The sequence below is a fragment of the Streptomyces sp. CA-106110 genome (assembly GCF_050936285.1).
Classification (GTDB): Bacteria; Actinomycetota; Actinomycetes; order Streptomycetales; family Streptomycetaceae; genus Streptomyces.
Genome location: NZ_JBNJNB010000001.1, coordinates 7,578,208 through 7,601,033, shown reverse-complemented (window position 1 = coordinate 7,601,033; position 22,826 = coordinate 7,578,208). Strand labels below are relative to the sequence as shown.

Sequence of the window (22,826 nt, the reverse complement as noted above, 5' to 3'; positions counted from 1 at the left end):
CACCCCCCTGATGAAGCAACCCGACGCCCACACGGGCTCGCCGGCGGCCACCGGCGAGCTGATCCGCTTCGAGAAGGTCACCAAGTGCTTCGGGGACCACACGGTCCTCGACGAGCTCGACTTCTCGGTCGACGCGGGCAAGCACGTCACGCTGATCGGCCCCTCGGGCTCCGGAAAGACCACGATCCTGCGGCTGCTGATGACCCTGACCAAGCCCGACAAGGGCACGATCACGGTCGCCGGGCAGCGGCTGTTCCCGGCCGGCGAGAAGCAGGTCCGGGAGATCCGCAAGAACATCGGAATGGTGTTCCAGCAGTTCAACCTGTTCCCGAACATGAAGGTGCTGCGGAACATCACCGAGGCGCCGGTGACCGTCCTCGGCATGTCCAAGGACGAGGCGGAGCAGCGGGCCCGGGAGCTGCTCGACCTGGTCGGGCTCAGTGACCACCTGGACAAGTTCCCGAGCCAGCTCTCCGGTGGCCAGCAGCAGCGGGTCGCGATCGCCCGGGCCCTGGCGATGCGCCCGCAGGTACTGCTGCTCGACGAGGTGACGTCCGCGCTCGACCCGGAGCTGGTCGCCGGGGTCCTCGACGTCCTCCGTGACATCGCCCGCAGCACGGACATCACCATGCTCTGTGTGACCCACGAGATGAACTTCGCCCGGGACATCTCCGACCGGGTCCTGATGTTCGACTCGGGCCGGGTCATCGAGGCCGGCGCCCCGGAGAAGATCTTCAGTGAGCCCGAACAGGAGCGGACGCGGGAGTTCCTCAGCGCAGTGCTGTGAACGCGAGGAGTGAAGGCAGCGGTCCGGCCCCGGTCACGGCGGTCGGTTCATGACCCTGGCATATGCCAAAGTGGCGCGGCCCTGCTGGGAGGGCCGATCACGCCGCGAAGTTGGCGAACACCCGCTCCCCGGCCGACCCTTGAGCCTTATCGTGGAGGCAGCCAAGCTGTCCCGAGAACGGCCCAAAAAGCGCAGGGGGAGATCGTGGCGCTGACCCATGAGCCGACCGCCCCGTACCACTCGGCCCAGGACGCGCTGCGCGTCCTGGAGACGGTGGCGCGGCGCCCGACCGGCGTCACCGACTCCGAGCTCGCCCGCCAGTGCGGCCTCGGCACCCAGCGGCTGACCGCGCTGCTGCGGATGCTGCGCCGGGAGGGATACGTCGATCAGACCGCCGACGGCGCCTACGTCACCGGCGCCGCGCTCAGCCGCCTGGGCTCCGCCCACGGCCGCGACCAGGCGCTGCGCGAGACTCTCCAGCACACCCTCGGCCGGCTGCGCGACTCGGTCGGCGCCGCCGTCTACATCAGCCGCTACATCGACGGTGAGATCCAGGTCACCCAGTGCGCCGAAAGCCCGGCGACACCCGCGGTGCACGAGTGGGTGGACTTCCGCTCCTCGGCCCACGCGAGCGCGGTCGGCAAGAGCCTGCTGGGTCAGCTCGACCTGAACGGCCGCCGGGACCACCTCGCCCGGCACAAGATGGCCCGGCTCACCTCGCGCACGATCACCAGCGAGAAGCTCCTGCTGTCCCGCCTGGACGCCCATCCGCCGACGGTCCCGATCCTCGATCTTCAGGAGTACGCGGTGGGCACGGTCTGCGCGGCCGTCCCGATCACCGCGGGCTCCTCGGTCGGCTGCCTGGCACTGTCCCTGCCGGTCGAGCACGTGCACCGGCTGCGGCAGGCGGCGGACCGGCTGAACAAGGGAGCGGCCCCGGTGCTTCTCTCGCTGGCCATCTGAGGGTGGTCAGAAGCACCCCCGCAGACCAGGTAGTATTTCTTTTGTCGCCGACGCGAGAGCGGAGTGCGACGGAGTCTGCGCCGCTAGCTCAGTTGGTTAGAGCAGCTGACTCTTAATCAGCGGGTCCGGGGTTCGAGTCCCTGGCGGCGCACGATGGCGATGGCGAGTCGTGTTCGCGGAAAGCGCGAACCTGGCTCGCCATCGTTGTTTTTGCGCGGCTGCGCCGCACGTGGTGGGGGCTTCGCCACCCACACCCCCGTCCAGGCCCTGCTGCGGTGAGCGCACGGTGCCTGCGCGGGACGAGTGCGCGGAAAGCGCGAACCATAACCGCCACCTCCGCTGCGCGCCACGGCGAACCGCCTGGGTGCGTGCGCCTCCGCTACGGCATTCCCGCGAACGGGGTGTCGCCGGCGAAGACCTCGGTGTAGGTCACCATGAAGCCGATGCAGAACGCGACGATCACCCCGAGGAAGACCAGGATGCCGACCGTGCTCGCCAGGGTCTTGGCCCGGGCCGGTGGGTGGGCGGTGGCGTGTTCCGGGTGGGCCGCCGTGTAGTGGACGGGGACGATGTCACCCTCGACCGTCGTCCCCGGCCCGCCCGCCTCCTCGAAACGGACGGTACGGCCTTCGCAGGTGGTGAACTCGTACACGTGGTGCAGTGTCGTCGTCACGGAGTCCTCATTGCGACGGGTGGTCGTGTACGTCCGCAGACAGCGCGCCTCGGCGGTCAGGCCGCTGTTCCAGTTGCTCCGCAACCGCAGCGAGCGGCGGATCACCGCGGCCGCCGCGACCAGCGCCATGGCCATGATCAGGCCCGGCACCACATAGAACAGGAAATCCATCGCTTCTCCCCCGAGTCCGGTACGGCTCCACGCACGCGGTCATGGTCATGACGGCGTGCGTGGAACGTACCCTCCCGGGGAGCCGGTGCTCCTCAAGCAATGCTCAGAAGGAACGCCCGGCACGAACCCGGGACAGGACTCCGGTCAGAACGTGACGTCTGCACAGGAGTAGAACGCGTTGGCGGTGTCCGCGATCGTCCACACGCCGAGGATGACGTGGTGCCCGCTCAGCCCGGCCGGCAGGGTGCCGCTGTGGCTGAGGGTGGACGGCGGACGCTGACCGTTGTACGGGACCGTCAGGAACGGGGTGGTGTTCAGGTCAGTCCGGGTCAGGGCGTGGTTCTGGTTCCAGCCCTGCTTGGTGACGTAATACTTGAAGTCGGTCGTCGCGTGCGAGGCGGTGAACTGCCAGCGGAAGGTGTAGCTCTGACCGCCGGTCACCCGGGTGGTCGGCCAGGCCGCGCCCGAGGGTGTCCTCGGCTGGTCGAGCGCCCCGAAGTTGGTGTGGTTCGCCGAACATATCTGCCCGTCGTTCGGCCCGGCCGCGGGGAAGCCCTTCGGGCCCTCGACGCTCTGCGGCTCCCACTGGATGTCGCCGCAACCGGTGACGATGCCACCGTTCGCGGCGCACATCTTCTGCCGGCTGAGGGGCTGGTCGGTGTAGCCGTGGGCGTCGGCCCCGCCGGTGGACAGTACGAACGTGCCGGCGGTGGCGAGGCCGACCGCGGCCGCGTACCACTTCGCCTTCCTGGTCGCATGGATGCGCATGCTGCTGCTCCTGGAGGATGTGGGGAGTTCCTTGAGCCGTGCGCGCAGCGTTCAGGTCTAGACCAAGTCCCAGATTATTGCCGGGAGTTGAACATGTCCATACCAATCCGGCGTGGCTTTCACGCCCCGTCCGCGGTCCTCCCCGTGTAGAACGCGACCGTCAGATCCTTCACCAGCGCCTTGCGCTCGTAGTCGTCGAGTTCGACCAGGCCCCGCCTCGTCAGCCGGACCACCGTGTCCTCGACCGAGTCGACGACCGAGCTGAGCACGGTGTCGCGGTGCTGGGCCTCGAGCGCGGCGATACGGCGGCGCTGCATCCGGGCGGCGACCTCGGGGGCGTACTCGATCCGTGTCGGCTGCACCACGAACACCTCAAGGCCGACCGGTTCCGCGTCCGCGGCCACCAGCCGGGTCAGCGCGTCGCCGACCGCCTCCGCGTTGCGCAGGCTCACGATGGCCGTACTGCCGGGCACGTCGGCCGGCACCTGCGGCAGCACACGGGCCAGCGCCGCCTCGACGCACTCCCGCAGATAGGCCTCGTGGTCGTCGATGCCGAGCATGGCGCGCGCGGTGTCCCGGACCAGCCACGTCACCATCAGGACCACGTGCAGCGCGACCCCGTTGGCGTCCACCGCGGGCATCGGCTCGCTGCGCCAGTGCCGCACTCGCACATCGGCCCGTGTGCGCAGCACCAGCGGATTGACCCACACCAGGCCGGTACGGCGGATCGTGCCCCGGTAGCGCCCGAACACACTGAGCACCCAGGCGCGCCCGGTGTGGCCCCGCATGAGCCCGCCGAAGCCGAGGAGGAAGAGCAGGCCCGCCCCGATGTACGCGGCCAGTTGCGGCAGCCCCACCCCGACGGGGACGGACGCCGGAAGCTGCAGCAGGCGGAGCGCGGCCGGCGACACGAAGCCCACCCACCACGAGATGACCCCGCAGGCGGCCACGCCGGCCAGACCGACCAGCACGCCGAGCGCACCCGGCAGCACCCGTGCGGGCCGCTCCACCAGGTCGGGGTCGAGGTCGGGTGGCTTGCGGCCAGGCGGGGTCGAGGGACGGACCTTCGGCTGTTCGCCGGTGCCGAGCCGCCGCCCCACCACCGTCGTGTTGACCGGCACCGCGGCGTCGGGGTCCTCACGGAACAGCAGGTGAACAGGGATGTCGGTGGTCGAGTCGCCGTGGATGAGCCGGGCCTGCCGGGCCTCCGCTTCGTCCGGCGCCTCTTCGGAATCCGGGTGCTGCGATGTGGTGCTCATTCGTGCCTCCTTGCCTTGGCCCCGGAGTGTGGTGACGGGGCGCGGAATACGGACCGGGAAAGGGAGTTCGGAAAGGGCCGGTGGCCAGGTCAGGAGAACAGGAGCCGCCAGGTATCCGGGCCGGGGTAGCCGTCGGCCTCGGCACCGTGCCAGCCCTGGGCCCGCTGGAACGCTTCGACATTGCGGCGGTCCGGCTCGCCCCAGTGCGGCCCGGGCCCGCCGGTGTAGTGCCTGCCGAACCCTTTTTTGATCAACTGGCGGCCCAGCCGCGTGACATACGGGTTGTGTGCGCCCGGCCGGAACATGCCCAGGCCGGGAAAGCCGGACACCAAGGCCCGGGATGCGGCCCGCAGTTCGTCAGCGGTCACGGAGATCCCGGCCATCGGCATGTCCTCGCCCTTCTTCTGTGCCATGGACCAGGCCGTCGCGCCCGGCCCCGCGACCGCGCCCGCTCCGGACAGGGCGCCCGCGTAGCCGTCCACTGTGGCCGGATCGTCGTCGGTCAGCGGCAGGTCCTTGTCCCCGAGGCCGGCCTTGCTCTCGGTGACGTTCTTGTAGCGGTAGGGGACATAACGGTCTGAATTGGACCAGTACGCATAGGGGGTGGCCTGCTTCCGGGCCTTCGGCGGGGTCTCCTCGTAGGCCGCGTACTGCGTGTGCGTGTAGTCCGTCCAGCCGCCGAAGATCACCACGTGCGACCCGCGTTCGGGGTCGTCGACGTTGTGGAAGAGGAGGATGTCGCCCGGCTGCAACTGCTCCTTGGCGATGCGGACACCGAACTTGTCCAGGCTGCCCGTCCATTCGTTGGTGCCGAGGTTCCAGGCCATCGAGACGAAGCCGGAGCAGTCCTGCCGGTAACCGTCCGACCAGTAGTCGTCCATGCTGTACGGCACCCCGGCCGCGACCCATTGCTTGGCCCGGTTGATGATCTGGGCACGGGTCGTCGCGGGCGCGACGGCGGCGGCAGGCGCCCCGGCGGGACCGTTCAGCGGGGCCGTGTATCCCTGCGGGGTGTCCGGCGGCTGGTCGTCAAGGGGGGCACCCGGGCGGGGCGGCGCGTGGGTGGTCGCCACAGCCGGTGCCACCTGGCCCGCACCGAGCACCGCGGCCACTGCGGCGGCCAGCACGATCGTCGTGCGGGACGTCACACGGCCGGAGCGCCCGGTGCGGCATGCCGGGAGGAGAGCGCGGCGCCAGTGAACACAGCCGGGGCAGTCGCAGCCGGACGCCGGATCGAATTCCTCGAACACCGGAGTCCGCATGCCGCGTCCTTCACCCTCACTGTCGCCACCTTGGAGGATTTGTACTGTTTTCTGCATGTATGTCAGTTTCACTAACTGGACAGCGGAATCGTGGGATGACGGCCCGAATGTTGCGGGCGTTCCGTTCCTCCGGCGGTACGGGCACCCGCCGGACGGAGGCCGTCATGAGCCGTCCGTGGTCCGGAGCACCCCGTCGTCTCGGGTAGAGTTCTCCAGGTCAGCAGGCGCCGCTAGCTCAGTTGGTTAGAGCAGCTGACTCTTAATCAGCGGGTCCGGGGTTCGAGTCCCTGGCGGCGCACGACCGGAAGGCCTCTCGCGAGAGCGGGGGGCTTTTTCGTGTCCTCTCGCGCCCGGCGAACCTCCCGATGCACCCCGCTACCCTCTGGCCATGGCACGCGACCTGCAGGAGCGGATCAAGAGGCTCATCGTCGACCGCCGGCTGCCCCCGGGTGCGACACTGCCCACCGAGTCCGAACTGATGGCGCTGCTCGGAGCCAGCCGGAACTCCGTGCGCGAGGCTCTGAAGGCGCTCCAGGCGATGGGCATCGTAGAGATCCGGCATGGTTTCGGCACCTACGTCGGCCCGATGTCCCTGGCCCCGATGGTCGAGGGCCTCGCCTTCCGCACGGTCGCCGGGCACCACCGCGGCGAGGACAGCCTGCTGGAGTTCCTCGAACTGCGCGAGGCGGTGGAGTCGGGTCTGGTCTCGCGCCTGGCCGGCTGGCTGCCGGAGCGCGATCTCGTCGAACTGGGCGCGCTCGTGGACCGCATGGAGCAGCAGGCCGCAGAAGGGGCCGGCCTCGCCGAGACCGACCGCGCCTTTCACGCCGCCCTCTACCGAGGGCTGGGCAACGCCCTGCTGGGCGAGGTGCTGGAGGCCTTCTGGGACGCGTTCCACCGTGTCCGCACGGATCTGGTGGACCTGCCGCAGGACCCGAAGGTCACCTGCCGGCAGCACCGGGAGATCCTCGACGCCGTGCGGTCCGGGGATTCCGCACGAGCGGAGAAGGCCATAAGGGAGCACTTCCTCGGCATCCGCACCCGACTGACCGCAGCAACCGCCCCGGACGGTGGGACGCCGTAGAGCTCAGGAGGCCAAGGGTCGCCGGCGCATGCGAGTCGGGGGACGCGGCGAGGGCGGGAGGGGCGCCTTGTCGACGGAGGCGACCGGCCCCGCTGAGGGCGGATGTCACCGGCCGGTGCCCGTCAGGTACGCCGACACCACCACGTTCGCCGAGTAGGTCCGGCTCACCGGGTCATAGGTGCCGCCGCAGGTCACCAGCCGCAGCTCGGCCCGGCCCGGCTCGCGTGTCCCGTACGCCTGCCGGGCGTCGAAGCCCTCGCGGGCCAGGACCTTGACGTCCTCGACGGTGAACTCCGCGATCTGCCCGTCGTCGCGGGCCACCCGGACCTTGGCCCCCGGTCGCAGACCGCTCAGCCCGTAGAAGACGGCCGGCTTGGTGTCGGTGTCCAGGTGCCCGACGAACAGCGCGGTCCCGGCGGCGCCGGGCGCCACCCCGGCCTGGTACCAGGCGACGACGCCCGGCTGGTCGTAGGGCGGCGCATCCGGCGCTCCCTGCCCGTCCAGCCCGCGCGGCACGACCGGTGCCTGCACCCCGAGGTCGGGGATGTCGACACGCAAGGGCACCGCCCGCCGCAACGGCTCCGCGGCAGGCGGCAGTTCGGGCTGCGGGGGACGGCCGACGGCTGCCATGTCGCCGGTCATCGGCGCGAAGATCCCCTGGCGTACGTCGGTGACGTCACGGCCCCACTGCCACAGCCCCAGCAGCAGGACCACCCAGGCGACACCCATCAGCATGCGTCCGGTGACGGAGGAATGTTCATGTACCGACATGGCTCACTCCGCGCCTCTGCCCCGGCGGGCACTACGGGCCACGACCGCGGCGCACGCGACGCCGGCGAGGACGAGGCCGATGATCGCGTGCAGGGCGCCGGGCCCCGCGACCCGGGCGTCGGCGGACGAGCCGCGCGCCGTACCGCCGCCGCCCGCGTGCACCGGGGCGATCGGCGAGGAGGGGGCGGAGGGCGGGACCGTCGGAATGGCGGAGGCGGAGCCGCTCGGGGAAGGCTGGGCGGACGGCGCGGTCGCCGTCGGTCCGGCGACGCTGATCATGCCCTTGACCTCCTGGTCGTCGCAGCCGACGGTGACGGAGTAGGTGCCGGGCGCCAGCGCGGTGCGGACCCGGGTGTCACCGGTCAGCAGGCCGTCCTCGCCGACGAGCCGCGCATCCGCGACGAACGCGTCCGATGTGGCGGTGCCGGTCACACCGGGGCAACCCCGTACGGCCAGCTGGATGTCGGTGCCGGGCGCGGGGGAGGCAGGGGTCATCCAGACGCCCTGCTGGTCCGCCGCGTACGCCATCGGAACGAGGGCGGTCGCGACAGCGGCCCCAGCACACAGAGTGAGCCGTAGTGAACCCATCGTGAAACCTCCCGATACCAGGAGATTCCCCTTTCAGGCACTCCGGCGCATCCGGACGGGACCCCCGGCTACTCCGTCCGGGTGCCGGGGGACCTGTTGCCGAGCGGGCCTCGGATGCGGCTCTCGTCGCCACCCGTCAGGGATGTCAGGCGAGGTCGACGAGGTCCGCGATGGAGTTCACGATGTGTGAGGGGCGGAACGGGAACCTGTCGATCTGCTCCGGCGTGGTCAGCCCGGTGAGCACCAGGAACGTCTGCATGCCGGCCTCCATGCCGGCCAGTACGTCGGTGTCCATCCGGTCGCCGATCATCGCGCTGGTCTCGGAGTGCGCCCCGATCGTGTTGAGCCCGGTCCGCATCATCAACGGGTTCGGTTTGCCCGCGAAGTACGGCTTCTTCCCGCTCGCCTTGGTGATCAGCGCGGCGACCGCGCCGGTGGCGGGCAGCGGGCCCTCGGGGGACGGGCCGGTCTCGTCGGGGTTGGTGCCGATGAACCGGGCGCCGCCCTTGATCAGCCGGACCGCCTTGGTCATGGCCTCGAAGGAGTAGGTGCGGGTCTCGCCCAGGACGACGTAGTCGGGCTCCTGGTCGGTCAGGATGTAGCCGATGTCGTGGAGCGCGGTGGTCAGCCCGGCCTCGCCGATGACGTAGGCCGAGCCGCCGGGGCGCTGGTCGTCCAGGAACTGGGCGGTGGCCAGCGCCGAGGTCCAGATGTTCTCGACCGGCACCTCCAGACCCATCCGGCGCAGCCGGGCGTGCAGATCACGCGGGGTGTAGATGGAGTTGTTCGTGAGCACCAGGAACGGTTTGCCGGACTCACGCAGCTTTTTCAGGAAGGCATCGGCACCGGGGATCGGAACACCCTCGTGGATAAGCACACCGTCCATGTCGGTGAGCCACGACTCGATGGGCTTGCGCTCTGCCATGTGCCATCTCCTGCCCTACGTGGTGCTGCGTGAGTCCCAGCGTAGCGATCAGCTGTTCGTGGCGGACTTCCAGTCGTCGACGTACGTCTGAAGGTTCTTGTCGATGTCGTTCCAGTCCGGCTCGAAGACCTCGACGCCGTCCATCAGCTTGGTGAGGGCGATGGCGTTGGCGTCGGTGGCCTTGACGTCCGTACGGGCGCTGAAGCCGCCGCCGATCTCGCTGACCTGCTGCTGCGCAGTGCGGCCGAGCATGAAGTCGAGCAGCTTCTTCCCGTTCTCGCTCTGCGGGGCCTTGTTCAGGAGAGCGGCCGCGTACGGCAGGGCGAAAGTGGTCGCCTTGCCGCCCTGCTTGGCCGGGAACCAGATGCCGAGGTTCGGCATGCTCTTGGACTGGGCGTAGTTCATCTGGACGTCACCGTTGGCGACGAGCAGTTCGCCCTTGTCGATCTTGGGCGCGAGCTTGCCGGTCGACGCCGACGGGCCGACGTTGTTGGCCTGGAGCTTCTTCAGGTAGTCGAGCGCCGCCTGCTTGTCGCCGAAGTCGTGCATCGCCTTGACCAGCACGGCGGTTCCGTCGCCGGCGACACCGGGGGTGGAGTACTGCAGCTTGTTCTTGTACTTCGCGTCGAGCAGCTCCTCCCAGGTGGTGGGGGCCTGCTTCAGCTCCTTCTTGTTGTAGACGAACCCGAAGTAGTTGTTGACGACGGAGGTCCAGGTGCCGTCGGCCGCCTTGTCGGCGCCGGAGACCTGGTCGGAGCCCTGCGGCGCGTACTTGGCCAGGAGTCCCTTGCCGTCGGCCTGCTGGATGAACGGGGGCAGGGTCACGAGCACGTCGGCCTGGGGGTTGCTGCGCTCGCGCAGGGCGCGCTGCACCACCTCGCCCGAGCCGCCCTCGACGTACTTGACCTTGATTCCGGTCTGCTTCTCGAAGTCCTTGAAGACGCGGTCGTACCAGCCGTCGTTGTTCTCGCCCTTGAGGCCGTCCGCGCTGTAGACGGTGACGGTCTTGGCGTCGGCCGCGGAGGAGTCGCCACCGCAGGCGGTGAGAGAACCGGCGAGGACGAGGCTGCCGAGGACGGCGGCGATCGGCTTGATGTGGTTTCTGGGCATGACGAGATGAACTCCTTGCGTGGACGGGAGAGTCGGGGTGGAGCGAGTGGTCAGCGGTAGGCGGCCCGGGTACGGATCCGGGCCACGGCGAACAGGACGAGGAGGGTGGCCGTCATGAGGACGACGGCGAGGGCGGAGCCGGTGAACAGCGAGCCCCGGTCGGTGGCGGCGTAGATCTGCACCGGAAGCGGAGCCCAGTCGGGCGGATAGAGCATCATCGTGGCGCTCAACTCGCCCATGGACAGGGCGAAGCAGAGGCCGGCCGCGGCCGTGAGGGACGGCAGCAGCAGCGGGAGCCGGACCCGCCACAGCACATAGCCGGGACGGGCCCCCAGGGAGGCCGCGGCCTGCTCGTAGGCGGGGTCGAGGCGGAGGACGGCCGCGGAGACCGACTGGTACGCGAAGGCCGTGACGAGGACGGTGTGCGCGAGGATCACGATCCAGCAGGTGCCGTTGAGCAGCACGGGCGGCTGCGAGAAGGCGACGAGGACCGCGAGTCCGACCACCACCGAGGGCACGGCGACCGGGAGTACGAACAGCGCGTCCATCACCCGCTTCAGAGGCTTCGGCAGGGCGTGCGCACCGATCGCGCTCCAGGTGCCGACGGCGAGCGCGAGCAGGCTGGCGGTGACCGCGGTGACCAGGCTGGTGATGAGCGCCTGGAGCGAGTCCCCGTGCGTGGCCGCGGTGTAGTGCGCGGTCGTGTAGCCGGACGGCAGCGCCCCCGACCAGTGACTGGCGAACGACGCGGCCAGGATGACGAGCAGCGGCAGCGCGAAGAGCGGGAGGAAGAGGACGAGGAAGCAGGTCCACAGGGCCCACTTCCCTGTGCGGCTATGCACCAGCACGGCGGCTCACCACCCGGTAGAGGGCGAAGAGGCCCACGGAGACAAGGACGTTGACGACGGCGACGACACAGGCGCCCGGGTAGTCGGACTCCAGGATCGCCTTGCTGTAGACGAGCATGGGCAGCGTGGTGACGCCCTTGGCGCCGGTGAACAGCACGATGCCGAACTCGTTAAGGCAGAGCACGAGGACGAGTCCTCCGCCGGCCGTGAGCGCGGGCAGCGCCTCGGGCAGGATCACCCGGCGCACGATCCGCGCGGGCCGCGCGCCGAGCGATGCCGCGACCTCCACCTGCGCGGTGTCGAGCTGCGAGAACGCGGCGAGGAGGGGCCGCATCACGAACGGCGTGAAGTAGGTGACCTCGGCGAGGAGGACACCCCAGGGCGTGGTGAGGAACTGGAAGGGCCCCGAGGCCACGCCGGTCGCCTCGCTCCACAGCCCGTTGGCCATGCCCACGCTGCCGTAGATGAACAGGAGGGCGAGCGTGATGAGGAAGGAGGGGAAGGACAGGAAGACGTCGACGAACCTGGCGACCGCCTTCGCCCCGGGGAACGGGACGAAGGCGATCACGAGCGCGAGGAAGAACCCGAGGACCAGACAGCAAGCGGTGGCGGCGAGCGCCAGCCAGACGGTGGTCCACAGGGCCTCGCGGAACGCCACGGAGGCGAAGACGTCCGTGTACGGCTTGAGGGAGGTGCCCCCGGTGTCCGGCTGGAAAGACTGCCGGACGACCAGGGAAAGGGGGTAGAGGAACGCGGCGGCGAGCAGGACCGCGGGAGGAAGAGCCCAGGCCAGACGCCTAGTCACGGCTCACCCCTGCGGCCAGCAGCACGCCGTCCTCGGGCGCGAAGTGCACCTCGACCGTCTCCCCCGGCGCGGGCGGGCGTCGCAGCTCCCCCACATCGGCCATGACCCGGTGGCCCGCCACGTCCACGTACAGGCGGTGGGTGGCGCCGCGCCACTGGATCTCGCCGAGGACTCCGGCCAGCCGGTTGGGTCCCGGCCCGAGCCGGACGAGGTGCGGTCGTACGCACAGGGTCGCCGCGGCCCCCTTGGCCGCCCCCTGCGTGTCCACCTGCAGGTCGACGCCGCCGAAGGCGACTCCCTCGGCCCCCACGGTCACCGGCAGCAGGTTCGCGTTCCCGACGAAGGACGCCGTGAACTCGGTGCGCGGCGCCCGGTACAGCTCCTGCGGTGTGCCGACGTCCTGCAGCCGGGCGCGGTCCATGACCGCGATCCGGTCCGCCAGCGTCAGCGCTTCGACCTGGTCGTGCGTGACGTAGAGGATCGTCACGTCGGGCAGCTCCCGGTGCAGCCGGGCCAGCTCCGCGAGCATCCCGGAGCGCAGCCGGGCGTCCAGCGCGGACAGCAGCTCGTCGAGGAGGAGTACGCCGGGGCGTACGGCGAGCGCCCGCGCGATCGCGACCCGCTGCTGCTGCCCGCCGGACAGCTCGCGCGGATACCGGCGGGCGTACTCGCCCATGCCGGTCATCTCCAGGGCCTCGGCGACCCGGCCGGGGATCTCCCGCCGGGGCGCCTTCTGCGCCTTGAGCCCGAACGCCACGTTCTCCTCGACCCGCATGTGCGGGAAGAGCGCGTACTGCTGGACGACCATCCCGATGCCACGCCGGTGCGGCGGCAGCCCGGTCACGTCGCGTCCGCCGAGGAACACCCGCCCGGAGGACGGGCGCACAAACCCGGCGACCGCCCGCAGCGCGGTCGTCTTGCCCGAGCCCGAGGGCCCGAGCAGCGCCATGACCTCGCCCGGTTCGGCGGTGAGGTCGAGACCGTCCAGGACGGTGGTCCCGCCGTACGCGACCGACACCCGGTCGAAGCGAATACCGGTCATGCCGCGTCGACTCCACTCAGCAGAGCCGGGAGTTCGGCCACCGAGCCGAGCACATGCGTGGCGCCGGCGGCGCGCAACGCCGTGCCGTCGTGGGCACCGGTGAGCACTCCGGCCACCAGTCCCGCCCCGGCGCGCACCCCGCTGAGCATGTCGTAGGAGGTGTCCCCCACGACCGCGACCTGCCGGACGTCCTCGGCCGCCCGGGTCCGCACGAAGGCCTCGAGGACCATGTCGGGGTAGGGCCGGCCGCGGCCTCCGGCGTCCGCCGGGCACAGGGTGAGCGGCACCAGATCCCGCCAGCCGAGGGCGTCGAGGATCGCGTCCTGGGTGACCCGGGCGAACCCGGTGGTCAGCACGACGGTCAGTCCGTCGGCCCGCAGTTCCTCGACGGCGGCGCGGGCCCCGGGCACCTCGGAGATGAGCCCTTCGTCGACCAGCTCCCCGTACGCCTTCTCGAAGGCGGCGTTGCCGCGCTGGGCGAGGCTCTCGTCGCCGAACAGATGCCGGAACACGGAGATCTTGGACTCGCCCATGGTGGCGCGTACATAGGCCAGTTTCTCGGCGTGGTCGGCGGAGTCGGGCCGCACTCCGAGTTCGGCGGCGGCCGCGGCGAAGGCGCGCTCGACGAGACCGCCGTCGGCGACGGTGGTGCCGGCCATGTCGAGCACGACGAGACGTATGTCGGTCATGGGGTGAATCACCAGCTCAATTCGTTCGCGGTGGTCTCGGCGATGGCGGGCGCGCAGGTCATTCCGCGCCCACCGGGCCCGGTGACCAGCCACACCCCGTCGCGTACCTGCTGTCGGTGCACGACGCGTGTGGTGTCGGTGCACTGCGTGTACACCCCCGCCCAGCGGCGGCGGATCTTCGGCAGCGGCCGGCCGAGGAATCCCTCGACGACCTCGGTGAGGTGGTCGTAGGGATCCTCGAGCGTGTCGAAGGCGAAGGGGTGCTCGTACTCGTGGGTGTCGCCGATGGTCAGTCCGCCGTCGGCACGCTGCACCATCAGCAGCTGCATACGGTGGGCGGCGGCGGTCGGCGTCTGCGGCTCTTCGGCTTCGAGGCCGTCGAGGGCCTCGCTCCGGTAGGCCGGGTAGTAGCGGAAGCTGTCCCCGTCGGCGACCGAGGTGGGGAGGGGCTCGCCGAGCGGGGCGGTCTGCATCATCTGCAGCCGTACGCGGCGTACGGGCAGGTCGGGCGCCAGTTCCTTGACCAGCCCGCCGAGCCAGGCGCCCGTGCACAGCACGACCGCGTCGGCGCGGTGTACGTCCCCGTGGTCGTCGCGGACCGTGCCGGGGCCGGTGACCTCGCGGACCTCACGGCCCGGCAGGAAGGTGTAGTTCGGGGACTTCTTCAGCGCCTCGCGCAGGGCGAGCTGGGCGGTGCGGGGCTCGACGGCGGCGTCCCGCTCGCAGTACAGAGCCGCTTCGTAGGTGCCGCGCAGGGCCGGGTTCACGGCCCGCGCCTCGGTCGCGGACAGCAGCTTGTAGCCGCGCGCGGCCGCGTCCGCACGGGCCAGGGCGGCCTCGGCGACGGCCAGTTCACGGCCGGTGCGGACGAGGGTCAGCGAGCCGTTGGCGCGGAAGCCGAGCGCGGGCACGCGGGCACCGATCTCCTCCCACAGCTCCCGGGCGCGCAGAGCCGTTTCCAGCTCCTCCCCGCCCGCGCGGCCACTCACCCAGACCTGGCCGAAGTTGCGCAACGAGGCGCCGCGGGCCTCGGCCTCCCGCTCGATCTGTACGACCTCATGGCCGCGTTCCACTGCTTGCCAGGCGTGCATGGTGCCCACCACGCCGCCTCCGACGACTGTCACTCTCACGTCAGCCACGCTCCTTGGAATCGGGAAATCGAAAGGATCCTCCTGGCAACCAAATGGTGAACCGACCTTCAAGTTTGGGCTAGACCCGTTATCTTTCCGTGATAAAACACGGTGGGCATGCGATCCAAAGCGATGCAAAAAGGGCGGGCACACGGCCCGCCCCGACCGCCGCCCTCAGCCTCCGAGATGCGCCGAGAAGGAGAACCGGTCCCCCCGGTACAGCGTCCGCACCCGCTCCAGCGGCCGCCCCGTGGTGTCCCGCGAGACACGGTGGATCAGCAGCATCGGCAGGGCCGGCGGGGTCCCGATGAGAAGGGCCTCGCGCGGGGCGGCGAGCACCGTCTCGATGCGCTCGTCGGCGTCGCCGAAGCCGATGCCCTGCTCGTGCAGATAGCCGTAGAAGGAGGAGTCGGGATCGAAGTCAGTGTCGAGCCGCGGGACCCGCGCCACCGCCACATAGGTGCTCTCCAGACCGACTCGTTCGTCGTCGGCCAGCAGCACACGTTCCATGTGCCAGACCGGTTCGCCCCGGGTCAGTCCGCTCTCGGCGGCGAGGGTGTCGTTGCAGGGAAAACGGTCGAGCGTGATGAGACTTCGGCCAGGGGTGCGCCCCTGTCTGCGGACGCCCTCGGTGTAGCTGGCCAGGGACAGCGGCTGCTCCAGCTTGGGCCCGGCGACCACCGTGCCCCTCCCCTGACGGCGCAGCCTCCCCTCCAGCAACAAGTCGCGCAATGCCTGCCGCACGGTCTCGCGTGCCACGTCGTACCGCTCGGACAGATCGCGTTCGGTGGGCAGCAGCCCGCCCTCGCCCAACTCCGCGACGAGTGCCGCGATCTGTGCCTTCACCGCGTAGTACTTCGGGATGCGGCCGTGCTCGGGGATGCCGGAGCGGACGGGGGCTCCGGGGTCCTGGTCGTTCGGGTAGTCCACGGGTTGATCGTCGCAGACGAATCCGGGTCGCCGGTCGAGGGGCTGCGCGCCGGGAGGCTCAGCGGCGCCTGCGGAACAGCAGGATGGGCAGGCCCGCGACGATGACTCCGCCTGCCATGAGCAGCAGCCCTTTGAGGACCCCCCTCAGCCCGCGCCCTTGCCGCGGCCCGGTGGAGGCCAGTTCCTCCGCGCCGGGACTGCGCCCTGCGGTGGGCGACGCCGTCTTCCGTGGCGGGTCCGTGGCGGCGCCGGCCGCCCCCACGATCCGGAACCGGTAGTCGTTGGACTCGCCCACCCAGTCCCCGTCGTTCCCGTGGCGCTGCACGATCGCGGCGTTCGCCACGACGTCGTTCGCGCCGGTGCCGGAGGCGATCGCGAGCCGGACCTTGACGGTGAGCGTCCGGCCGGGCGCGATGCTGAAACCGGGGAAGCCGTCGTCGAAGACGCCGACCAGTTCGGCCCGGTCGGTGCGCCGGAAGGTGACCCGGTGCGGGCGGTCACCGTCGAAGAACTCCAGTTCGGGCTGGGTGACCGTCAGCGCCCGCTTGGTGTCCACCAGGACCAGCACCGGGTGGATCGCGCCGCAGACCTGCCCGGTCGTGTTCTTGAGGTCGATGAACCAGGTCTGCGCGGCACGACCGGGCTCGTACCGGTCGGGGCCGCCCTTGATGCTGGTGGCGAGCGGGAAGGAGCCGCCGGCCGGAGCGGTGCAGGTGGCCTGCTGGTCGGCGGGGTACGCAACGGCAAGCGTGGGCCGGAGGAGGGCGCAGGCCGCGAGCGTGGAGAGCGCCACCAGGGACAGTCGGGAGCGTCTGGACAGTCGCATGGAAGCATGACCGGCCATAGACGGCGGCCCCTGAAGCACGCCACGCCCGACCGGCCTCAGCCCACCGGCCAAGTCCCCTCGATCAGCGCAGCGGCCGGACATCGGCCGGGGGGGCGGCGCGGACATCGGTGCGGGCGGACACCGGCGCGGGCCCGGGACGGTCGGACATCGGCGCGGTCGGAGCGCGGGCGGGTGCCCGCGCCCGGGGTCAGCCCTCCGCCCGGCCGAACAGCGGCGCGAGCAGCAGCTGTGCCGCGCCCTCCGCGACGCCGCGCGCCCCGCCGGGTGCGAGGCGCACGGGGACGGCCGCAGCAGAGCCCTCGCGCCGGGCGCGGGCGTCGAGGACGGCGCCCACTCCCCGTACGAAGGCATCCGGATCGGCGGCGACGGTACGCCCGCCGAGCAGCACCAGGTCGATGTCGAGCAGCCCCACCAGGTTCGCGGCGCCCGCGCCGAGGACGCGCGCCGCCTCGGCCAGGTCTCCGCGTCCGACGGCGGCGAGGCACAGCGCCTCGACGCAGCCGCGGTCGCCGCAGCCGCACGGCGGCCCGTCGAGCTGGATCACCTGGTGCCCGAACTCCCCTGCCCCGGTCCGGGCCCCCCGGTGCACGGTCCCGCCGATGACGAGGCCGGCGCCCAGCCCGGTCCCGAGGTGCAGATAGGCGAACGACGCGTGCGTGTCCCCGTCCGCCCCGCCGAGCGCGAGCCCGAGCGCGGCGGCGTTGGTGTCCTTGTCCACGACCACGGGCATCGCGAGCCGCCGCGCCAGCGCGTCCCGCAGCGGGAACCCGTCCCACTCGGGGAAGCCGGTGACGCGGTGCAGCACGCCGTGCAGATGGTCCAGGGGACCGGGAAGCGCGACGCCGACCCCGAGCACAGGCACGGAACTCCCCGCTTCGGCGGACTCCCCCGGCTCCCCGTCGGACTCCGGTCCCGCCCCCGCTTCCCGGGCGGCACGCACCGCCGCGCCCTGCGCTCGCAGGGCCTCCACCTCCCGGGCCGCGCTCTCCACCACGGCCTGCGCTCCTGCGCCCAGGTCCAGCGGGGCCCGGCGCTCGGCGACCACCGCGCCCGTGAGGTCGCACAGCACCGCCCGCAGTTCGTCCCGGTCCAGATGCAGGCCCACGGCGTACCCGGCCCCGGGCTCCAGCCGCAGCACGGTCCGCGGTTTGCCCCCGGTGGAGGCGCGGCGGCCCGCCTCGGCCACGAGTCCGTCCGCACGCAGCCGGGCCGTGATCTTGCTGACGGCCTGCGGGGTCAGCCCGGTGCGCTCCGCGAGCTCCAGACGGCTGATCCCGCTCTCCCCCGCCGTGCGCAGCAGATCCAGCACGAGCGCCGTGTTGTGGCTGCGCAGCGCCGGCAGGTTCACTCCGCCCGCCACGGTCCCCGCGACCCCACGCCTGCCTCCTCCGGCCCCCGCATACGTCCTGTTCACCCAGCCATTCTCTCTCGCGCTTGCACTTTGGCAACAGCGTTGCGAAAGTGGTGCCCATGACTGGCACAGCCCCTGGTACCGACACCCCCCTCCGCGTGGGCCTCGTGGGCTACGGCCTCGCGGGCTCCGTCTTCCACGCCCCGCTGATCGCCGCCACCGAGGGCCTCGTCCTCGACACGGTCGTCACCTCGAACCCGGAGCGGCAGGAGCAGGCCCGCACCGAGCACCCCGACGTGCGCATCGCCGCCACCGCCGACGAACTGTGGCCCCGCGCCGGCGAGCTCGACCTGATCGTCGTCGCCTCCCCGAACAAGACGCACGTCCCGATCGCGACGGCCGCCCTGGAGGCCGGCCTGCCGGTCGTGGTCGACAAGCCGATCGCGGGCACGGCGGCCGAGGCGCGCGGACTGGCGGCGCTGGCCGAGAAGCGCGGCGTGCTGCTCTCCGTCTTCCAGAACCGCCGCTGGGACAACGACTTCCTGACCCTCCGCAAGCTCCTGTCCGAGGGCGAACTCGGCGACGTCTGGCGCTTCGAGTCCCGCTTCGAGCGCTGGCGCCCTCAGCCCAAGGGCGGCTGGCGCGAGTCCGGCGACCCGGCAGAGATCGGAGGTCTGCTCTACGACCTCGGCAGCCATGTGGTCGACCAGGCACTGGTCCTCTTCGGCCCCGCTGCCTCCGTCTACGCCGAGGCGGACATCCGCCGCCCCGGCGCGGAGACGGACGACGACACGTTCATCGCGCTCACCCACACCAACGGCGTCCGCTCCCACCTGTACGTCTCCGCGACCACGGCCCAGCTCGGCCCGCGCTTCCGGGTGCTGGGCTCCAGCGCGGGATACGTGAAGTACGGCCTGGACCCGCAGGAGGCGGCCCTGCGCGAGGGCCTGCGCCCCGGCACCGGCTGGGGTCAGGAACCCGAGTCCCTGTGGGGCCGCATCGGTGCCGGCGAGTCCCCGCTCACCGGCGGCGGCAACCCGGTGCCGACCGTCCCCGGCGACTACCCGGCGTACTACGCGGCCATCGCGAAGGCCGTACGCGAGGGCGGCCCCAACCCGGTCACCGCGCTCGAGGCGGCCGCGGCCCTGGACGTCCTCGAGGCGGCCCGGCGCTCGGCCCGCGAGGGCGTGGCGGTGAAGCTGTGACCACGACCGCACCCGAGATCCCGGAACTCGAGGAGCAGGAGCGCCGCCTGACGCTCTCCCGCTTCACGTACGACGACGCATGGGCCCTGGGCACGCTGCTGGTGGAGCTGGCCCGGGCCCGCAAGGCCCCGGTCGCCATCGACATCCGCCGCGGCGGCCAGCAGCTCTTCCACGCGGCACTGCCCGGCTCGACGCCGGACAACGACGCCTGGATCGACCGCAAGCGTCGCGTCGTAGAACGCTACGGCTGCTCGTCCCTGCTGGTCGGTACCCGCTTCCGCGCCAAGGGCACGACGTTCGAGGAGTCCTCCCGCCTCGACCCCGACGTGTACGCGGCACACGGCGGCGCGTTCCCGATCACGGTCGAGGGCGCAGGCGTGATCGGCACGGTAGTGGTCTCCGGCCTGCCCCAACTTCAGGACCACGCCATGGTGGTGGAGGCACTGGAGCGCCTCAAGACTGAGGGCTAGTCCGCCCCGAAAGGGGCGCGCGGAACTACGCGCTCAACCCCCGCCGACCCGCGGCCGCCGTACACGCGCAGCCCCCACCACAAGACCGCGCCCCCATAGGGGCGCGGGGAACTGCGCAATCACCCCCCGACGCCCCGCACCCGTCAAACCCCCGCAACCCCGGGCAGCCCCCAGGCCGTCACGCCCAACAGAGGCGCGGGGAACGAAGCAAACCCTCCACCCCCAGCGGAGCGCTCACGCATTCTTGAGTTCCTGCCGCTGCCGCCCCAACCCCGAAATTTCCAGCTCCACCACGTCCCCGGCCCGAAGGTACGGCTTCGGGTCGGGCTGCCCGAGCGCGACTCCCGCCGGCGTACCGGTGTTGATGACGTCCCCCGGGTACAACGTCATGAACTGGCTGACGTACCGCACGACTTCGGCGACCGGGAAGATCTGCTCCGCCGTGGTCCCGTTCTGCTTCAGCTCACCGTTGACCCAGAGCTTCAGCGCCAGGTCCTGCGGGTCCGCCACCTCGTCGGCGGTCACCAGCCACGGCCCGAACGGGTTGAACGTCTCACAGTTCTTCCCCTTGTCCCAGGTCCCGCCGCGCTCGATCTGGAACTCGCGCTCGGAGACGTCGTGCGCCACCGCGTATCCGGCGACATGCGCGAGCGCCTCCTCGTGCGACTCCAGATAGCGGGCCGTGCGTCCGATGACGACCGCGAGTTCGACCTCCCAGTCGGTCTTGGTGGACCCGCGCGGCACGAGCACGGTGTCGTCGGGCCCGACGACCGTGTCCGGCGCCTTGAAGAAGATCACCGGCTCGGCGGGCGGCTCCGCGCCGGTCTCGCGCGCGTGGTCGTGGTAGTTCAGGCCGATGCAGACGATCTTGCCGATGCGGGCGAGCGGCGGTCCGACACGCAACCCGGCGGCGTCCAGTTCCGGGAGCCCGCCCTCCTCGGCGGCAGTCCGGATCCGGCGCAGCGCCGCCTCGTCGGCGAGCAGCGCACCGTCGATGTCCGGGACGAGAGCCGACAGATCCCGAAGGATCCCCTCGGCGTCGAGCAGCGCGGGCCGCTCCGCCCCCGCCGTACCGACTCGCAGCAGCTTCATGATCCCCATCTCCTCGATCGCGGGCAGCCCGGTCGATGGGTACGGCCTGAGTGCGGCAGGGGACGCAGCCATCGGAGGACTGGTCGATCCTCCAAGGTAGCCGTCCAGTCCGCAATACCCCGTTCACGGACTGGACCGTCGTCGCCCGCGCTCAGCGGTACAGCACCATCCGCTCGACCGCGCTCCACGTCGTACTGGTCACCACGTACAGCGCGGCGGCCAGCGGCACCACCGCCACCGTGACGAGGGTGAAGAACGACAGGAACGGCATGGCCTTGGTGACCGCGCCCAGACCGGGCACCTGCCCGCCGTCGGCGGCCGGGACCGGCATCGCGGCCGTCATCCGCTTCGTACGCCGGTAGTTGTAGGCGGCGACAGCCGCGACAAGCGCGAACAGTGCGAGATAGACGAGACCCGCCGTCCCGAGGAGCCCACCGTGGCCCAGCGCGTCGGCCCACCGGCCGCCGAGCGGTGCGGCCAGCAGCGAGTGGGTGAGCAGGGCGTTGCTCCGGCCGCCGATCGTCGTGTTCGAGAACAGGTGGTAGAGGAGGAAGAAGGCGGGCAACTGCAGAAGCCCGGGCAGCAGTCCGGACAGCGGCGAGATGTCCTCCTGAGCGTGCAGTTCCAGGACCGCCTTCTGAAGCTTCTCGGGGTTCCTGGCGTGCTTCTTGCGCAGTTCGGCGATCCTCGGCTGGAGCTTGGCACGGGCCTGCTGCCCGCGCGCGGCGGCCCGGGACAGGGGGTGGACCAGGAGCCGTACGAGCGCGGTGAACAGGACGATCGCGGCGGCTGCCGCGGAGGCGTGGAAGAGCGGCTGAAGCAGTTCGGCCAGCCGTTCGACCAGGCCGGCGAACACGGACATGAACGTGGACATGGGTGAGCCCTCCGGGGGTCTCGTCGTGCCGGGGTGATGAGAGGTGTCGGCATGACGACCCGCGTGGGGTCACACGTGTGCACCGTACGGAACGAACGAGTGCGTGCCCTACGCGACGGTCGCCGGGAGGGCACGCCCCGGTGCCCGCGGTCGCCTGCGTCCCGGGGCGTCGGGGTCCCGTTGCGGCAGGAACGCCGTACGGTGCTCGCGGTCTCGGATGGCCGTGCGCACCCGGGTCGGCGGCACGGCGGGAGCGCTGCGCGCGGCGATCAGCGCGCACGCGGCGAGGGCGGTGCCGACCGCGGCGGTCGCGGCGAAGGCGACGGCCGCGGGCAGGCTGCCGGCGTCGAGGACGGCGACCTCGAGGAGCAGGATGAGCAGCGCGGCGGCGGGGCGCAGACTCGCCCACATCCGGACCATCGACCGCCCCTCCCCTCTGCCGACCGCCCTTGTGATGCGGCCTACCGCCCTTGTAGCGCCTCGGTCTCCAGAGGCTCCAGCAGCCTCTTCGGCCTGAGGAGCGCCCGGCTGACCGGATCGGCCGGGGCCCGGTCGACCCCGGGTCCCGGCACCATTTCGACGTCCGGGACGGGCACCACGGTTCCGCAGACGGGACATTCGCCGTACGGTCCGAGCTCCGTGCCGCAGGCCGCGTGCCGGTAGACGAGCAGGGGCTTCTCGCAGAACTGCTCGCGACCCCAGAGTCCGAGCGAACGCAGGATGGGCCACAGCGCGATGCCGCGGTCGGTGAGGACGTACTCGTCGCGCGGTGGCGACTCCTGGTAGCGGCGCTTCTCGAGGATGCCCTGGGCGGTCAGGGTCTGCAGGCGGGCCGCGAGTACGGCACGCGGCGCGCCGAGGTGGACGAGGAAGTCGTTGTAGCGGCGCACGCCGTAGAACGCGTCGCGCACCACCAGCAGTGTCCAGCGCTCGCCCACGACCTCCAGCGCCCGGGCGATCGAGCACTCTTGCGTCGCGTAGTCCTTACCCAGAGCCATGCACCCCACTGTACCCAGATTCCGACCAGTTAGTTCATTGACCGAATCGACTTTTCCCAAACTTGATTCAATGACCGAACCGAGACCTGCTAGGGTCAGCCACAGGCAAGGTTCAATGACCGAACCAAGCTCTGTCGCTGAACACCGTCGGTCCGAACCCCTGAACCGACCCGCCCCGGAAGGG

General features: G+C 71.1%; 25 protein-coding genes and 2 tRNA genes. 7 read left to right on the top strand and 20 right to left on the bottom strand.

Translation table 11 applies throughout. The annotated features are described in order from the left end of the window. Positions 1-10: 10 nt before the first annotated feature. The 3 genes from ehuA (at position 11) to ACQEXA_RS35015 (ending at position 1,901) form a co-directional block, all read left to right on the top strand. Complete coding sequence (gene ehuA, locus ACQEXA_RS35025) at positions 11-787, top strand: ectoine/hydroxyectoine ABC transporter ATP-binding protein EhuA (RefSeq protein WP_432928118.1); 777 nt, start codon at positions 11-13, stop codon at positions 785-787. A 204-nt stretch (positions 788-991) separates the two neighbouring features. Next, a complete protein-coding gene (locus tag ACQEXA_RS35020; protein WP_433131998.1) occupies positions 992-1,750 on the top strand; it encodes an IclR family transcriptional regulator in 759 nt (252 codons plus the stop codon). Positions 1,751-1,827: 77 nt separating this feature from the next. Then, positions 1,828-1,901, top strand: a tRNA-Lys gene (locus ACQEXA_RS35015). Positions 1,902-2,129: 228 nt separating this feature from the next. Here ACQEXA_RS35015 and ACQEXA_RS35010 read toward each other — a convergent pair. The 4 genes from ACQEXA_RS35010 to ACQEXA_RS34995 form a co-directional block, all read right to left on the bottom strand. Continuing rightward, entirely contained in the window at positions 2,130-2,594 is a 465-nt protein-coding gene (locus tag ACQEXA_RS35010; RefSeq protein WP_432928121.1) for a hypothetical protein, read from the bottom strand. A gap of 144 nt (positions 2,595-2,738) precedes the next feature. Next, positions 2,739-3,362, bottom strand: a complete 624-nt coding sequence (locus ACQEXA_RS35005) for a lytic polysaccharide monooxygenase auxiliary activity family 9 protein (protein ID WP_432928123.1) — start codon at positions 3,360-3,362, stop codon at positions 2,739-2,741. A 119-nt stretch (positions 3,363-3,481) separates the two neighbouring features. Next, positions 3,482-4,621: an SPFH domain-containing protein gene (locus tag ACQEXA_RS35000; RefSeq protein ID WP_432928125.1), complete on the bottom strand. Its 1,140-nt coding sequence runs from the start codon at positions 4,619-4,621 to the stop codon at positions 3,482-3,484. Positions 4,622-4,710: 89 nt separating this feature from the next. Continuing rightward, entirely contained in the window at positions 4,711-5,883 is a 1,173-nt protein-coding gene (locus tag ACQEXA_RS34995) for a peptidoglycan-binding protein (RefSeq protein ID WP_433131996.1), read from the bottom strand. A gap of 224 nt (positions 5,884-6,107) precedes the next feature. On the opposite strand from ACQEXA_RS34995, the gene ACQEXA_RS34990 reads away from it, so the two are divergent. Both ACQEXA_RS34990 and ACQEXA_RS34985 read left to right on the top strand, forming a co-directional pair. Next, positions 6,108-6,181: transfer RNA gene (locus ACQEXA_RS34990), tRNA-Lys, on the top strand. Positions 6,182-6,271: 90 nt separating this feature from the next. Further along, on the top strand, positions 6,272-6,967 hold the full coding sequence (locus ACQEXA_RS34985) for a FadR/GntR family transcriptional regulator (protein ID WP_432928129.1): 696 nt from the start codon (positions 6,272-6,274) through the stop codon (positions 6,965-6,967). A gap of 105 nt (positions 6,968-7,072) precedes the next feature. Here the strand turns inward: ACQEXA_RS34985 and ACQEXA_RS34980 are convergent, their stop codons facing one another. The 12 genes from ACQEXA_RS34980 to ACQEXA_RS34925 form a co-directional block, all read right to left on the bottom strand. After that, positions 7,073-7,738 (bottom strand): class F sortase, encoded by a 666-nt coding sequence (locus ACQEXA_RS34980; RefSeq protein ID WP_432928130.1) that lies wholly within the window; start codon positions 7,736-7,738, stop codon positions 7,073-7,075. A gap of 3 nt (positions 7,739-7,741) precedes the next feature. Next, complete coding sequence (locus ACQEXA_RS34975; RefSeq protein WP_432928132.1) at positions 7,742-8,266, bottom strand: hypothetical protein; 525 nt, start codon at positions 8,264-8,266, stop codon at positions 7,742-7,744. Between the two features lie 205 nt (positions 8,267-8,471). Beyond that, entirely contained in the window at positions 8,472-9,251 is a 780-nt protein-coding gene (locus ACQEXA_RS34970; protein WP_359391562.1) for an HAD-IIA family hydrolase, read from the bottom strand. Positions 9,252-9,299: 48 nt separating this feature from the next. Beyond that, complete coding sequence (locus ACQEXA_RS34965; RefSeq protein ID WP_361821685.1) at positions 9,300-10,361, bottom strand: 2-aminoethylphosphonate ABC transporter substrate-binding protein; 1,062 nt, start codon at positions 10,359-10,361, stop codon at positions 9,300-9,302. Between the two features lie 50 nt (positions 10,362-10,411). Next, a complete protein-coding gene (locus ACQEXA_RS34960; protein WP_432928134.1) occupies positions 10,412-11,209 on the bottom strand; it encodes an ABC transporter permease in 798 nt (265 codons plus the stop codon). Continuing rightward, a complete protein-coding gene (locus tag ACQEXA_RS34955) occupies positions 11,196-12,014 on the bottom strand; it encodes a 2-aminoethylphosphonate ABC transporter permease subunit (protein ID WP_432928136.1) in 819 nt (272 codons plus the stop codon). Before ACQEXA_RS34955 ends, ACQEXA_RS34960 begins: the two co-directional genes overlap by 14 nt. Beyond that, the gene (locus ACQEXA_RS34950) at positions 12,007-13,056 is read right to left on the bottom strand and encodes an ABC transporter ATP-binding protein (RefSeq protein ID WP_433131993.1); all 1,050 of its coding nucleotides are present in this window, start codon (positions 13,054-13,056) and stop codon (positions 12,007-12,009) included. Before ACQEXA_RS34950 ends, ACQEXA_RS34955 begins: the two co-directional genes overlap by 8 nt. Continuing rightward, positions 13,053-13,745 carry a phosphonatase-like hydrolase gene (locus tag ACQEXA_RS34945; RefSeq protein ID WP_360991568.1) on the bottom strand — a complete coding sequence of 231 codons (693 nt, stop codon included), beginning with the start codon at positions 13,743-13,745 and terminating at the stop codon, positions 13,053-13,055. Before ACQEXA_RS34945 ends, ACQEXA_RS34950 begins: the two co-directional genes overlap by 4 nt. A gap of 8 nt (positions 13,746-13,753) precedes the next feature. Continuing rightward, positions 13,754-14,875 (bottom strand): TIGR03364 family FAD-dependent oxidoreductase, encoded by a 1,122-nt coding sequence (locus tag ACQEXA_RS34940; RefSeq protein ID WP_433131991.1) that lies wholly within the window; start codon positions 14,873-14,875, stop codon positions 13,754-13,756. A gap of 174 nt (positions 14,876-15,049) precedes the next feature. Then, complete coding sequence (locus tag ACQEXA_RS34935) at positions 15,050-15,805, bottom strand: GntR family transcriptional regulator (protein WP_359391569.1); 756 nt, start codon at positions 15,803-15,805, stop codon at positions 15,050-15,052. 58 nt (positions 15,806-15,863) lie between these two features. Further along, entirely contained in the window at positions 15,864-16,631 is a 768-nt protein-coding gene (locus ACQEXA_RS34930) for a hypothetical protein (RefSeq protein ID WP_432928141.1), read from the bottom strand. A 208-nt stretch (positions 16,632-16,839) separates the two neighbouring features. Next, on the bottom strand, positions 16,840-18,066 hold the full coding sequence (locus ACQEXA_RS34925; RefSeq protein WP_432928143.1) for an ROK family transcriptional regulator: 1,227 nt from the start codon (positions 18,064-18,066) through the stop codon (positions 16,840-16,842). Positions 18,067-18,122: 56 nt separating this feature from the next. On the opposite strand from ACQEXA_RS34925, the gene ACQEXA_RS34920 reads away from it, so the two are divergent. Continuing rightward, positions 18,123-19,208, top strand: a complete 1,086-nt coding sequence (locus ACQEXA_RS34920) for a Gfo/Idh/MocA family oxidoreductase (protein ID WP_432928145.1) — start codon at positions 18,123-18,125, stop codon at positions 19,206-19,208. Beyond that, positions 19,205-19,678 (top strand): heme-degrading domain-containing protein, encoded by a 474-nt coding sequence (locus tag ACQEXA_RS34915; protein ID WP_359391573.1) that lies wholly within the window; start codon positions 19,205-19,207, stop codon positions 19,676-19,678. The genes ACQEXA_RS34920 and ACQEXA_RS34915 overlap by 4 nt, the downstream gene beginning before the upstream one ends. A 234-nt stretch (positions 19,679-19,912) precedes the next feature. Here ACQEXA_RS34915 and ACQEXA_RS34910 read toward each other — a convergent pair whose 3' ends face one another. The 4 genes from ACQEXA_RS34910 to ACQEXA_RS34895 form a co-directional block, all read right to left on the bottom strand. Beyond that, the gene (locus ACQEXA_RS34910; protein ID WP_433131988.1) at positions 19,913-20,770 is read right to left on the bottom strand and encodes a fumarylacetoacetate hydrolase family protein; all 858 of its coding nucleotides are present in this window, start codon (positions 20,768-20,770) and stop codon (positions 19,913-19,915) included. 151 nt (positions 20,771-20,921) lie between these two features. Next, positions 20,922-21,632: a membrane protein insertase YidC gene (gene yidC, locus ACQEXA_RS34905; protein ID WP_432939196.1), complete on the bottom strand. Its 711-nt coding sequence runs from the start codon at positions 21,630-21,632 to the stop codon at positions 20,922-20,924. A gap of 120 nt (positions 21,633-21,752) precedes the next feature. Beyond that, complete coding sequence (locus ACQEXA_RS34900; protein WP_432928149.1) at positions 21,753-22,064, bottom strand: DUF6412 domain-containing protein; 312 nt, start codon at positions 22,062-22,064, stop codon at positions 21,753-21,755. Between the two features lie 41 nt (positions 22,065-22,105). Continuing rightward, a complete protein-coding gene (locus ACQEXA_RS34895; RefSeq protein WP_432928151.1) occupies positions 22,106-22,642 on the bottom strand; it encodes a winged helix-turn-helix transcriptional regulator in 537 nt (178 codons plus the stop codon). Between the last annotated feature and the right edge of the window lie 184 nt (positions 22,643-22,826).